Raw genomic sequence first — 13367 nt, 5'->3', positions numbered from 1 at the left:
TGTTTGTTGCTGGAGGGGCAATTCGCCTCTCTCGCGGGGGACGCTAAATTTCCAGCTGGTTCGATAGTAGCTGATTCATTCCGTTGATGACGGAGACCGACAGGTAACTGAGTCTCGAGCTTTCGTCATAGTGCTTGTCGATGTCTCTTATCCCGGTGAAGGCGGTGTTGCAGACGTTATCGTAGTAGCTGTCCGGGCCCTCGTTTTCAATGCCAGCCACCTGGCCAAGGAAGCTTCTCAGGGCGTCCATTGACTGGTAGCGATGGAAATTCGGTGAGTCGATCGCCTGCATCAGTCCGGCGCCGAAAGCGATGCAGGCTTTCCCGCGGACCAGCGCTTCGCCGATGACGGTGCCGGTGATGGATGCTGTGGCGATGCTGTTGTCGATGATTTCGTAGGGGTTGCCGGAAATCGGTGCGATGACGACACGATCAAGCGATGCCAGCAGTTCGTAGAATTCCTTGTTGCGATAGTTTCTGCTGAAGTTGTAGGTGTAGGTCGAGGGATGTTCCCGGACGACCAGGTAGGTGTCGTCGGGCAAGGCTTGTTGCAGCGCCAGGACCGCTGCGAGTTGCAGGCCGAAGCCGTATCCCTCGGGAATGGTGCTGCGCTCGGGCTGGTAATGCAGGAACAGGGCAACATATTTCAGTCCGGCGATATCCCGGCTCAGTTTTTCGTAGGTCAGGTAGCTCTTGACCTTTTCGGTCGAACTGAGGGGTTTCCTCAGGAAGTTTCTGAACTCGCTTTTGACTCCGATCAGTTTCCAGTTGTTTTCCTTGAGCCGCTTCAACTCGTAGATCGGCATCGCGTCTTCGAGTTTGCCGATCTTTTTGCCGATGTATTCCTTGTAGATTTTCCGGTCTTTTTCCGAGTGATCCTGGATCGCCGGCGTGATCACCTTGGGATTTCTGCTCAAGCCACGCAACAGGAACTGGCGCCAGGGGAAAAAACTCTCCTGGAAATATACGACGGGTATGCCGATTTGTTCTGCTACTTGGGACAGCACCCAGGTTTTCACGTTATGGGGGGTGACCGTATAAACCAGTAGGTCCGGGGCTTCCTGCTCAAGCCAGTTCTGGTAGCAGCAGCACATCAGCAGCAGTTCATTGAATTTGAAGACTTCGCTGCTGGATTCTGTGGTTCTGTCGAAAAGGATGGAGGTCTGGTGGTCATTGATGATCGCCGACCAGGTTTTTACGATGTCGTGCTTTAAAACCCGGGAAAGCTTTTCCTTGGTGTGGTCAGGATAATTCCGGATGTCCAGACCCCGCGCCTGATAGACCGCCAGGTCCTTCTTGCGGTGGCGGATCAGTTTCAGACACGAAAAGCGATCCATCAGGTCGGCGACCTCGTCGGTGGAAAGGTAGCCCGGATCAAAGAATACTTTGGTGAATTTTTTACTGGTCATTTCACTGCTCGCCGTTATCCACGTGCTCGAAGGAAAGCGGGGTGCCGGCCTTCAGGGCGCATCTGGTTTTCTTGTTGAGGATCGCGTGGAGGTGCCTGGGCTCCAGTCCGTAGCCTGGACGGATGCTTCTGATGTTCTGCTCGGTCAGTAATTCGCCAGCCTCGATGTCGCGCACCACGTAGAGTGACCGTCTGAATTTCAGGTTGGCCCGTTCGCTGGATTTCTGCTGGTAATTGATGGTGCCCAGGGCCGACCAGGCGGTCTTGCTGTCGGCGCACAGGGCGCGCAGTTCTGCAGGCTCAATGGAAAAGCTGTCGTCAGGCCCGCCGCCATTTCGGTCGAGGGTGAAGTGTTTCTCGATGATCGAGGCGCCCAGCACGACGCTGGCAATCGCGGTGGTGTTGTCGAGGGTGTGATCGGACAGTCCGGTCACCAGACCGAAGCGCCGGATCATGTCCGGAATGGTGCTGAGGTTGTAGTCTTCCGCCGGGGCAGGGTAGCCGCTGACGCAATGCAGGATGGCGAGTTCCTGGCAGCCTCCGCTGCGGGCGGCATCGATGGCCTGCTGGATTTCTTCGGCGTCGGCCATGCCGGTGGAGATGATCATGGGTTTGCCGGTACTAGCCACGTACTGGATCAGTGGGAGGTCCACAGCTTCGAAGGAGGCAATCTTGTAGGCCGGCGCGTTGAGATCTTCGAGCAGGTCCACTGCGCTATTGTCGAACGGCGAACTGAAGATGGTGATGCCGAGTTTCCTGGCGTGCTCGAACAGGGGTTTGTGCCATTCCCAGGGCATGTGGGCTTCCTGGTAGAGCTGGTAGAGCGTCTTGCCGTCCCACAGGCCGCCGTGAATCTGGAATTGTTCGCTGGCGCAGTCGAGCGTGATGGTGTCGGCGGTGTAGGTTTGCAGCTTCACCGCATCGGCGCCAGCCTTCTTGGCTTCCTCAATGATCCGCAGGGCGGTTTCGAGCTTGCCGTTATGGTTTGCGGAGAGTTCGGCGATGACGTACGGGGGGGCGTCGGCGGCAATGCGGCGCCCGGCAATATGGATGCAGGGGGGATTCGGCATGTGCGGTTTTCTCATGGGTTCAATGCTAATCGCTGGCAAGCAGACCGAAACACACCACGTCGTGGTAGCGTTGGCCGTCGAAATGCTGATGACGCAGGATGCCTTCCTGCGTGAAGCCTAAGGCAAGATGGTATCTGACGGAGCTTTCGTTAAAGGCGAGGACCTGGCCGCAGAGCTTGTGCAGCCCGGCTTCGGCAAACGCATAGTGTAATGCAGCCTGACCGAGCCGGCGGCCGGTCCCCTTGGGGGCGTCAGGTGCCGCATAAAAACCCCAGTCGGCAATGCCGCCAGCGGCGATCTGGTGGATGTTGATGAACCCCAGTGAACAGCCTTCCGCTTCGAAGATCAGGAGATGGAAGTCGGGATCGATGGACTTTCTCTCGAACCAGCGGCTGTGCTCTTCCAGCGTGATGGCGTGCTGGGTATACATGTAGCGCCGGATTTCCGGGTGATTCCGCCAGCCCAGAACCAGTTCGAGATCCCGTGACTCCATGGGACGTAAGCGAGTGAGGGTGAGGGGGGGCATCTCAGGCCTCCAGAAGCTTGGCGACAAGCCGGGCACCGGTGCCGTCGACCACCCGACCTGCAGCCAGGCTCATGGCCTGGAGCGCCGCCGGGTCGGCGAGCCGGGCTAAGCGTTCGGCAAGTTGCGGGGCGAGATCCCCGCCTCTCTGGATAACGGCCGCCGCACCGATTGCCGACAGGCTTTGCGCAACCTTGAGCTGGTTGTCCGCCAGAATCAGCATGATCGCCGGCAAGCCCAGGCAGCAACGCTCCCATGCTGTCGTTCCGGCGGCGCCAATCGCCAGATCGCTGTCGGCCATGAGGTTTGCCATATCGCTGACGCCAACCAGGAGACGGTTTGGCCAGGGCAATCGCCGTGCCTGGTTGCGCACTTCGTCCAGCCAGGGCGCGGTACTCCCCATCACCACGGTGATCCGGCTGTCATCGGGCAGAGGGCAGGTGTGCAAGGCGGCGATTACCTGTCCGGTGACGTTCTCCTGGTCGACTCCGCCCAGATTGATCAGCAATTCGCGTAAGGGGGCGCCTGCGCGACGCCGCAGGCTGGCCGGGCGCTCGGCCGCAAATTCCGGGCGTAACAGGGCGTAGGCCGAGCCACAGAGCAACTGGCAGCTGTCCGGTACCAGGGGAAGGTAATCGGCGCGTTCGCGCCCCAGGGTCTGGTCGAGCAGAAGGTCGCAGGCATGCGGTCTGTCGGCCAGATCATCAATCACCATCAGTTTCCGGTAGTGAGGCGCCAGGGCCTCTTCCCAGCAGCTGTCCAATGCATAGTGGTCGGTGATCAGCCAGTCCGGACGAAGTTCCGCCAGAAGTGGCTGGCAGGCAGCGGCGTCCTGCTGCTGCGTGCCGCCTAGCCAGTGACGATGGGCTAGCCCGCTGCCGGAAACCGTCGCGCCGGCGTCGGGCAGCAGGGGGAGGGGGTGGGCGATAAAGCCCTGACTGCGGATGAACTCGATGAGATTGCCCGGGTGCTCGCGGCAGATGAATTCGCATGCCATCCCGTCTGCGGCCAGGGCTTTCGCCAGGGTAAGGCAGCGCATGACATGGCCGGTCCCGATCTGCAGGGAAGCATCGGTGCGAAAGGCAATTCTCATGGCGGGGTCAGTTGAGTCGCTTGAATCCGCCGTGGCAAACCGGGCCTTGCAAGAGGCCGGAAATGTCGCGCCCGTCCTCGCATTCCCTGATCAGGCCGAACACCGGGTCGAGGGCAGCGAAGTAGGCTTCAACGACTTCGGGCGTGTGTTCGGTGCATACATAGACGCTGTTGCCGCCGAGGTAGCCCTTGGCCAGCATTTCCTGGGTGATCAGGGTCTTGTAGGCCAGTGCGTTGTCACTGCGGAACGTGAAGCCGGTCAGCGCGGGCAGTCCCCAATGGTCGATCGACAGGCCGTGCTTGTCGGCAAGGCGCTGCCAGTGGGCGCGAATCTGCAGTCCGGTGGCGGTGATGGTTTCCCAGGCGCGGGTACGTTCCATCACTTCCAGGGTTTTGAGGGCTGCCGTGGGGCCGATGCGCTCGGTCCAGAAGGTGCTGCTGATGAAGGTACTCTGGGCGGCCTCCATGATCTCCCGGCGACCGATGGTGGCGGTGATGGCATAACCGTTGCCGAGGGCCTTGCCGAACATCGCCATGTCCGGCTCGACATCGTACAGCTTGTGCAAGCCGCCGAAGGACTCCCGGAAGCCCGAGGTGCACTCGTCAAAAATGAGCACGATGCCGCGCGCCGTGGCGAGTTGGCGCACCTTGTGCAGGAAGCCATCCTCGGGACCCTTGTTGCGCACCACTTCCATCTTGATGACGCCGATGTCGTGGGTGTTGACCAGCGCTTCCAGTTCGGCAAAGTTGTTGTAATTGAAGGGGAAGACGGTGCCCCGGAGGTTGCGCGGCACGCCGTTCGGTTCCAGGCCAGGCAGCAGATGGCCGGCGAGATTTTCGTCATCCCCGAGATTGGCCGAGAGATACCAGTCGTGCCAGCCGTGATAGCCGCAGACGGCGACCTTGTCCTTGCCGGTGGCTGCCCGGGCGATACGGATGGCGATGGCATTGGCCTCGCCACCGGAGCGGGCGAAACGGGCCATGTCCGCCCAGGGGTGAAGCTCGATCAGCTTTTCAGCGAGATAAACCTCTTCCGGGCAGTTGAAGGTGGACATGTTGCCGGCGTTGATGGTTTGCCGTACCGCCTCGTCCACTTCAGGGTGGCCGTAGCCCAGGATGTTGGTGCCGATCCCCATGATCGACATGTCGATGTAGCGGTTACCGTCCAGGTCCCACACCTCGCAGCCCTTGGCCTTGCTGAAGTAGGCCGGCCACTGTTCGGGCAGGAACATCTCGGCGCGCTTGGAGAGCAGCATGTTGCCGCCAGGGATGACTTGTTTGGCTCGTTTCCAGAGTTTTTGACCGGTGCCCATGGTGGCTCCTTCATTGCGTATCAGTTGATGGTTGGCGGCGAACAGATCCGGGCGCTGCTGCCGCAGTTCGAGGATCTGTCGCCAGCCGAAATGGATGTCCGGTGCGAAGTGGGCGAAGATTCCCGCCACCACGTCGAGGTCAGCCTGCTCGTCTACGGTCCAGCGCAAGGCGGAAAAATCCTCATCGGCCTGCATCGAGGCTTGGCTGAACAGGCCGGATTCACGCAGGTAGGGGGTGACGTGCTCGTGGTCGTAGGTGGACTGCGTTTCCCGGGCGGCCTTTTCCAGTGCCGCCATGGTGAATACTTCGATATCCAGGCCGTCCGGATAAGAGGGCGGCTTGACGTTGCTGAAATAATCAACGCCTGCCGCCTTGAAGCGGCACACTGCCTCGTCGACGAGGGCGGGATCCACCAGTGGGCAATCGCCGGTGATGCGGACGATGGCGCTGGCGCCATGGGCGCGTGCTGCCTGCAGATAGCGCGCCATGACGTCGGACTCGCTGCCCTGCGCGCAGGCGTATCCCAGTTTCCGGACGTGCTCGGCAAGGACCTGGTTGCGCGGATCGGTCGATGTGGCGACGATGATCTGGTTGAGCTCCCGGGCTCGAGCCAGTCGGCTGAGGAGGAGCTCGATCATGGGGACGCCGCCGATTTCCCTCATCACCTTGTTGGGAAGGCGGGTCGATCCCATGCGGGCCTGCACGATGGCTATGATCTTCATGAACGGTTCCAGAATGCGGGATTCAACAGGTTTGTGTCGTCAGTGGGCAGTTCGGCGGGCGGCGTCGGCACATCTCCTGCGGCCGCGGCCAGAATGTCTGCAAGATGCGTGGCATTATCGACGCCCAGCACGACCTTGGCGATACCGGGCGTTTGCAGCGCGTGGCGCAAACAGGCCTGCAGCGGGGTCAGCCTGATTTCCTTCAGCCAGCCCTCCCAGGTTCTCCAGAGGGCGTTCCAGCGCGAAAAATAGGCGGGTCGGGCTGCGGCTTGCATCAGTAGCAAGCCTTGCAGGAAGATCGAACGGACATGGAGTTCGCAGCCGGCATCCTGGAGCCGGGAGATCCAGCCGGAGCGGGCCATGCGATTGTCGATGATGTTGAAGGGGGCTTGCACGATGTCGAAGCGCATCGCCGGGGGGAGTTGATCGAGCTCATCCGGCCCGTAGATCGAGATGCCGATCTTGCTGACACGTCCGCATTCACGAGTTGCCAGCAAGGCCCGGTAAAGGGCCTGACCATCGGCGCCGAGCAACTGGGCGGGGCGATGCAGGAGCAGGCCATGGAGCGTTTGGCAGCGCAGACGGGCGAGCGATTCGTCAACTTGGGTGTGAACCCAGCTTGAAACGGCTGCCGCGCCGGAAACAGGCATTTCCGGCAACTTGGTGATGACCTGCCATGCCGAGACGTCGAGTTCGCCCAGGGATACTTCGCTGTTGCCATAGGCAATCGCGGTGTCCAGGGTGCGAATGCCGGCGGCGTGGGCCAGGGTGAGGATGGCTCGGGCTTCAGCCAGCGGCGTTTGTCCCGCGGTATTGGAAATGCCGTAGGGCAGTCCGAACTGTGCTGTGCCGAGGGCGATCTTAGTGGTGATTGCCGGTCCATTCATCCTTGAGGGCCCCTAACAGAAAACAGCCGGTACGTTTGCCATCGATCGTGTATTTCTTGCGCAGGAAGCCTTCCACGGCGAAACCGGACTTCAGGAAAGCGCGCAGCGAGCCGAGGTTGTCCTCGTAACAACCGGCTTCCAGTCTGGCGAGATTCAACTCGGCAAAGGCAAAGCGGGTGATTTCCGCAATGGCTTCCGCGGCATAGCCGGCCCCCCAGTGCGATTTCTCACCGATGAACAGGCCGATTTGCCCCACGCTGTAAAGCTGGTCAATGGGGCCCAGTTTGATGTTGCCGATGTGGGTTTGCCCGTGGTTGACAAAGATGCCGTACAGGAAACATCCCGTGTCGGCATTGCAGGCATCGATGAAAGAGCGACAGGTCTCGATACTGTGCTGCGCATGCCGGGTTTCCAGAAAACGATTGATGGCAGGATCGTTCAGCCATTTTGCATAGGTTTCGGTCGCGTCATTCTCGGACAGCTTTTTCAGAACCAGGCGTTTAGAGGTGAGTTCCTGCATGGTGACTTGTGTGATTGTCGATGCCCGGTTTGCATACCGGATTGACCAGAGGGTGAGCCTATGGCGTGAGTGCGTTGCTCAATGCGACAGAAACTGCGTCCTGTTGCGCCAGAGTCATGGTCTGGAACATCGGCAGACTGATGGCTTCGGCGTAATAGCGCTCGGCTTCGGGATAGTCTCCCGCGTTGAAGCCCATTGCCTGATAGTAGGGTTGCAGGTGCACCGGAATGTAGTGCAGGTTGACTCCGATGCCCTGCGCGCGCAGGGATTCGAAGACTTGCAGATGGGTTTTGCCGATCTGTTCCAACTGCAGGCGAATGACGTAGAGGTGCAGCCCGGAATAACTGTCGGGGTGCTGCCAGGGCCGGGTAACTGGCAGGGAGGCAAGCAGGCTGTCGTAACGGGCGGCCAGTTGGTGACGGCGGGCGACGTATTGATCCAGGCGCGTCATCTGGCTGATGCCCAGCGCCGCCTGTAACTCGGTCATGCGATAGTTGAAGCCGAGGTCGATCTGCTGGTAGTACCAGGGACCGTCGGCGGGGTGCGTCATTTGCCCGGGATCGCGGGTGATGCCGTGACTTCTCAGCAGGGCCATCTTTTCGGCGAGTTGCGGATCATTGGTGACAGCCATGCCGCCTTCGGCCGTGGTGACGATCTTGACCGGGTGGAAGCTGAACACGGTGATGTCGCTGTAGCGGCCATTACCGATGAATTCCCCCCGGTACTTGCCGCCGATCGCGTGCGAAGCATCTTCGATGATCCGGAAGCCGAAGCGTTGCCCCAGAGCGTGAATGGCCGCCATGTCGCAGGGCTGGCCGCAGAGGTGGACCGCTACCAGGACCTTGGGCAGCCTCCCGGCGGCCTGTGCTGCCAGCAGCTTCTGTTCCAGGGCCTGCGGGCAGAGGTTGTAGGTACGCGGGTCAATATCGACGAAATCGACCCGGGCGCCACAATACAAGCCGCAGTTGGCGGATGCGACGAAGGTGATCGGCGTCGTCCACAGCCAGTCTCCCGGTCCCAGCCCCAATGCAAGACAGGCGATATGTAGGGCCGACGTGGCGCTGTTTACCGCAACCGCGTGGGCTGCTGCGCCCACGTGCTGGGCGACCGCTGTCTCGAAAGCGGGGACACAGGGGCCCTGGGTCAGAAAGTCGGACTGCAGGACTGCCACGACGGCGTCGATGTCCTGCTGGGTGATGTCCTGGCGGCCGTAGGGGATCATGGCTCAGATGCTTCCGATTTTTTCCCGGTTGATCTCAATCCAGGCTTGCAGTTCGGTGGGGGACATCCACTCGGGGTTGTTGTCGCTGGTGTAGCTGAAACCTTCCTGTACCTTCTTGCCGTTCTTGATCCGGTTCTTGTCCCGGTCCCACTCGTGGATCGCCGGGAGAATCTTGAAGTGCTCGGGGTATTCATAGGTGTGAAAGGAGTCTTCCTCGCCGATCATCTGCTCGTGCAGCTTCTCGCCCGGACGGATGCCGACGTAGTCAAGCTGGGCTTCCGGGGCAATGACCCGGGCCAGGTCGGTGACTTTCATCGAGGGGATCTTCTTGACGTAGATCTCGCCGCCTTCCATGTCGTCGAAGGCGTGCCAGACCAGTTCGACGCCTTGCTCGAGCGAGATCATGAAGCGGGTCATGCGTTCATCGGTGATCGGCAGGACGCCCTTGTCGCGGATCGACATGAAGAACGGGATCACCGAGCCGCGCGAACCCATCACGTTGCCGTAGCGGACGACGGCAAAACGGGTTTGGTGGCCGCCGGCGTAGGAATTGCCGGCGACGAACAGCTTGTCGGAGGCCAGTTTGGTGGCCCCGTAGAGATTGACCGGGCTGCTCGCCTTGTCGGTGGACAAGGCGACAACACGCTTCACGCCCTTGTCGATGCAGGCATCGATGAGGTTCATGGCACCGTTGATGTTGGTTTTGACGCATTCGAACGGGTTGTATTCCGCGGTCGGCACAATTTTGGTTGCGGCAGCGTGCACGACGTAGTCAACACCGTCCAGTGCGCGGTAGAGGCGTTCCCTGTCGCGGACATCGCCGATGAAAAAGCGGACCCGGTCATCCCCCTGGAATTTCTTCGCCATCTCCCACTGTTTCATTTCATCGCGGGAATAAATGATGAGTTTTTTCGGGTTGTACTTGGCCAGGGTCATCGGCACGAAGGTGTGGCCAAAGGATCCGGTGCCGCCAGTGATGAGGATGCTGGTGTTGTTGAGCATGGTGTGGTCGATCAGGAGAGCAATTGGGTTCTTATGGCTTGGGCAACGCGTTGATGGGCACATTGGTCGCGTTCGCCAAATACCCATGAAAAATAGCTGGCGCGCTGTCTGGCATAAGTAGGGGCTTCGGCGATGGCGCGTTCAATCAGTTCTGCGTAATTGATCGGGCCAGCGACGAACTGACGGGGGCCGCAGGCGTACAGCGTCTGCATCTGGGCCGTGTCTTCTTCGTGCATGGCCTCCCTGACCGCCTGCTCACGGATCAGGTCGGCGTTGTAAAGGGCAGTTTCTATGAACAACTGGGGAACGTCATAGAACAAGGATTCTTCGGCCGGGGAGTTGGCATCGGAGATCAGCAGGTCAGCAACCGAGAGGAGCGAAGGCAGGGGGTGCGAGGTCAGGTCGACCAGCGTGTTGGGGCGGGCGGCGGCGAGCTGGATGACCCGGCGGAAACTGGCGCGGTCGGCCCGTCGGGGCGTGAGTGATTGGCTGGGGTGGGGGCGGAGTACCAGATTGAACGAACTCGGGGTGGTCCTGACCAGTTGCTCGGCGACCAGATCCCACGAACCTTCACCGCGACGGCTGGAGGTGTAGACCACCGTTTTCAGTTCGGGGGTGAGTTTCAATTTGGTCAGGGTGTGTTGGCGCTGTTCGGCGCTGGCTGCTGGAAATTCGCAGAAGGGGAGAAATCCGGTCGCCACCGTGTTCAGCGAGATTTCCGGGGCAAAGCGCTGGATCATCTGCTGCATGCGCGGGCCTGTCACGCAAAGCAGGTCGAAATGGGAATTCGCCAGCAACGCCTGTTTGCTGAGCATCATGTAGGTGCCATGAAAGACCGTGCATTTCTTGGCGCCATAGGGTTGCAGGAAACTTCGATAGGGCGAGCCTGTGACAATGACGTCAGCCTTCTTGAGCAGGCGGGCGCCCTGGCTGAAGGGGCCCAGCCAGCGCAGGTAACGGGCGGTGTCCAAGGCGGGGTAGAGGCGACGGGTGGCTTGCAGGGTTGATCTTCTGGTCGATACGAAGGTGCCGGGCAACTGTGAGGCAACCTGTGCCAGATGCGGTACCGCCTGGAACATTTTCGAGAAATAGACGACGTTGCTCATGAGCTTGATCAGTTCCCCCGGGCTTTCACCACCAGCACGTCCTGCATGATCAGGTACTGCAGGTCGGAGCCGTAGAACATGTTCAGCGCGTCGGTCGGCGAGCAGATCATCGGTTCGCCACGGCGGTTGAGCGAGGTGTTGAGCACGACGCCGTTGCCGGTCAGCTTTTCCATCGCCTTCATCAGGTCGTAGTAGCGCGGGTTGTGCTCGCGCTTCAAAACCTGGGCGCGCGAGGTGCCGTCTTCGTGGACGACTTCCGGCACGCGCGTCTTCCATTCGTCGGCGACTTCGAAGGTGAAGGTCATGAACGGCGCCGGGTGGTCGCTGCCCAGCATCTGCGGGCCGACCGTGTCGAGCATGCTCGGGCAGAAGGGGCGCCAGCGTTCGCGGAACTTGATCTGTTCGTTGATCCGGTCGGCGACACCGGCGGCGCTCGGGCAACCGATGATGGAGCGCCCGCCCAATGCGCGCGGGCCGAACTCCATGCGTCCCTGGAACCAGGCGACCGGGTTGCCGTCGGCGAGAATCTGCGCGATGCGCTCGGGCACGGCGGTGTCGCCGTCGGCGATGACTTCGAATTGCGGCTTGGCCGGGTGGCGGGCGCAGGCGGCGATGACGTCCTCGTTGCTGTATTGCGGGCCGAGGTAAACGTGCTCCATCTTCTCGACCGGCACGCCGCGTTCGACCGAAACGTAAGCGGCGGCGCCGATGGCGGTGCCGGCGTCGCCGGAAGCCGGCTGGACGAACAGTTCCTTCAGTTCCGGGCGGGCGATGATCTTCTGGTTCAGCTTGACGTTGAGCGCGCCGCCGCCGGCAAAGGCGAGGCGGCCGGTTTCCTTGAGGATGTCGCCGAGGTAGTAGTCCATCATCTGCAGCGACAAGTCCTCGAACAGCTTCTGCATGCTCGCCGCGTAGTGGATGTAGGGGTCGTCGGCGATGTCGCCGTGGCGCATCGGGCCCAGCCATTCAATCAGCTTGGGCGAGAAGTAGTAGCCCTTGCCCTTTTCCTTGTAGCGGCGGAAACCGATCACGTTGGCGTAGTCGGTGTTGATGATCAGTTCGCCGTTCTCGAACTTGGCCAGGCGCGAGAAATCGTATTTGGTCGGGTCGCCGTAGGGCGCCATGCCCATCACCTTGTATTCGCCGTCGAGCATCTCGAAGCCGAGGTATTCGGTGATCGCGCCGTACAGGCCGCCGAGCGAATCCGGGTCGTAGAACTCCTTGATCTTGCGGATCTTGCCGTTCTCGCCGACGCCGAAGAAGGTGGTAGCGTATTCGCCCTTGCCGTCGATGCCGAGGATCGCCGTTTTTTCCTTGAAGCCGGAGCAGTGATAGGCGGAGGAAGCGTGCGTCAGGTGGTGCTCGACCGGGATGATCTCGGTCTTGGCCAGGTCGAAACCGAGCTGCGCCAGGCACCATTCGATGCGCTTCTTGTAGCGCTTGAAGCGGCGGTTGCCGGTGAGCAGCGCGTCGAGCGCGCGGTCGGGGGCGTACCAGTAGCGCTTGGCGTAATGCCAGCGCGCCTTGTCGGCCAAGCTGATCGGCGCGAAGGGAATGGCGACGGCGGTGACGTCCTTCGGTTTGATGCCGGCGAAGTCCAGGCAGAAGCGGGCGGCTTCGTAGGGCATGCGGTTCTTGGCATGCTTGTCGCGGACGAAGCGCTCCTCTTCGGCGGCAGCGACGAGCTTGCCGTCGATGTAGAGGGCTGCCGAAGGGTCGTGGGTGAGGGCGCCGGAAAGGCCGAGGATGGTCAGTGCCAAAGTGGGTGTCTCTTCGTGAAATACCTGCCGGAACAGCAGGCTGCCGGCTTAAAGTTCGCAGTATACCCGCTCGTTGCTTCAGCTGCCGAGCGCTGCCGCATGCGCTGCGAGTAGGGTATCCCAGTCGTCGGCATTCCAGACGGCCTGGTGTCGGCGCAACTGGTCGAGGTCGTGGCGGGCGGCGCGCCAGGGTAGGTAGGGGCGGCGCAGCTTTTCGAGGTCGATCAGGGCGATTTCCGGCTTGCCGTCCTGCCAGTGGACCATCACGTGTTTGTCATAGAGGCAGCTGTGCTGCAGGCCGGCGCGGTGCAGGCGGCCGATGGTGCTGCCAACGGCGATCGCCAGTTGGCGCTTTTCTTCGGCGGTGAGGTCGCCGCCATCGGCGATGGCGCGAAAGCCTTCGAGTTCGCGGGTGACCAGCAGGCCGAGGTGGCCGTCGGCGGTCTGCCGGCTACCGTGGAAGACCGGCGCCGGAACGATGATACCGAGCGCCTGCAGGCGCTGGATGTTGGCGAACTCGCGGCTGGTGGTGGGAATGCCGAAGGGGTGACGCAGGCTGCGGCAGAGGTGGTTGCTCTGCTTCTTGATGAAGTACAGCGTGTCGCCGTAGCGGCAGGTGACCATGCCGCTCCAGCCGGCGCGGCGGACGTTGGGCTCCTCGAACCAGTCGCCCGGCGCGTTCCACCAGCCGTCGAAGTCGTCGGGTGGGGTGTTGCCGGCGGGGGCGCGGGTATCTGGCATG

Annotated in this window: 12 protein-coding genes; all 12 read right to left on the bottom strand. The window is 61.2% G+C overall.

Annotated features, from left to right (window positions below; all coding sequences use genetic code 11):
- Positions 1-43: 43 nt before the first annotated feature.
- The 12 genes from ACE3OV_RS00945 to ACE3OV_RS00890 all read right to left on the bottom strand — a co-directional run bounded on the left by ACE3OV_RS00945 (position 44) and on the right by ACE3OV_RS00890 (position 13366).
- Positions 44-1408 carry a hypothetical protein gene (locus ACE3OV_RS00945; RefSeq protein WP_374324109.1) on the bottom strand — a complete coding sequence of 455 codons (1365 nt, stop codon included), beginning with the start codon at positions 1406-1408 and terminating at the stop codon, positions 44-46.
- A gap of 1 nt (position 1409) precedes the next feature.
- On the bottom strand, positions 1410-2477 hold the full coding sequence (gene pseI / locus ACE3OV_RS00940; RefSeq protein WP_374324106.1) for a pseudaminic acid synthase: 1068 nt from the start codon (positions 2475-2477) through the stop codon (positions 1410-1412).
- 25 nt (positions 2478-2502) lie between these two features.
- Positions 2503-3003, bottom strand: coding sequence for a UDP-4-amino-4,6-dideoxy-N-acetyl-beta-L-altrosamine N-acetyltransferase (gene pseH, locus ACE3OV_RS00935; protein WP_374324104.1), 501 nt, complete (start codon positions 3001-3003; stop codon positions 2503-2505).
- A 1-nt stretch (position 3004) separates the two neighbouring features.
- Positions 3005-4093, bottom strand: a complete 1089-nt coding sequence (pseG, locus tag ACE3OV_RS00930; RefSeq protein WP_374324100.1) for a UDP-2,4-diacetamido-2,4,6-trideoxy-beta-L-altropyranose hydrolase — start codon at positions 4091-4093, stop codon at positions 3005-3007.
- Positions 4094-4100: 7 nt separating this feature from the next.
- Positions 4101-6128: an aminotransferase class III-fold pyridoxal phosphate-dependent enzyme gene (locus tag ACE3OV_RS00925; RefSeq protein WP_374324098.1), complete on the bottom strand. Its 2028-nt coding sequence runs from the start codon at positions 6126-6128 to the stop codon at positions 4101-4103.
- Positions 6125-7015: an aldo/keto reductase gene (locus tag ACE3OV_RS00920; RefSeq protein ID WP_374324096.1), complete on the bottom strand. Its 891-nt coding sequence runs from the start codon at positions 7013-7015 to the stop codon at positions 6125-6127. Before ACE3OV_RS00920 ends, ACE3OV_RS00925 begins: the two co-directional genes overlap by 4 nt.
- A complete protein-coding gene (locus ACE3OV_RS00915) occupies positions 6990-7535 on the bottom strand; it encodes a GNAT family N-acetyltransferase (protein ID WP_374324093.1) in 546 nt (181 codons plus the stop codon). Before ACE3OV_RS00915 ends, ACE3OV_RS00920 begins: the two co-directional genes overlap by 26 nt.
- A 58-nt stretch (positions 7536-7593) precedes the next feature.
- Positions 7594-8757: a UDP-4-amino-4,6-dideoxy-N-acetyl-beta-L-altrosamine transaminase gene (pseC, locus tag ACE3OV_RS00910; RefSeq protein WP_374324091.1), complete on the bottom strand. Its 1164-nt coding sequence runs from the start codon at positions 8755-8757 to the stop codon at positions 7594-7596.
- 3 nt (positions 8758-8760) lie between these two features.
- Positions 8761-9759, bottom strand: coding sequence for a UDP-N-acetylglucosamine 4,6-dehydratase (inverting) (pseB, locus tag ACE3OV_RS00905; protein ID WP_374324090.1), 999 nt, complete (start codon positions 9757-9759; stop codon positions 8761-8763).
- An 11-nt stretch (positions 9760-9770) separates the two neighbouring features.
- A complete protein-coding gene (locus ACE3OV_RS00900; RefSeq protein ID WP_374324088.1) occupies positions 9771-10865 on the bottom strand; it encodes a hypothetical protein in 1095 nt (364 codons plus the stop codon).
- Positions 10866-10873: 8 nt separating this feature from the next.
- On the bottom strand, positions 10874-12625 hold the full coding sequence (locus ACE3OV_RS00895) for a carbamoyltransferase (protein ID WP_374324086.1): 1752 nt from the start codon (positions 12623-12625) through the stop codon (positions 10874-10876).
- A 78-nt stretch (positions 12626-12703) separates the two neighbouring features.
- The gene (locus ACE3OV_RS00890; RefSeq protein ID WP_374324084.1) at positions 12704-13366 is read right to left on the bottom strand and encodes a lipopolysaccharide kinase InaA family protein; all 663 of its coding nucleotides are present in this window, start codon (positions 13364-13366) and stop codon (positions 12704-12706) included.
- Between the last annotated feature and the right edge of the window lies 1 nt (position 13367).

Source organism: Azonexus sp. (assembly GCF_041909095.1).
Lineage (GTDB): Bacteria > Pseudomonadota > Gammaproteobacteria > Burkholderiales > Rhodocyclaceae > Azonexus.
This window is presented reverse-complemented; position numbering and strand designations above follow the sequence as displayed.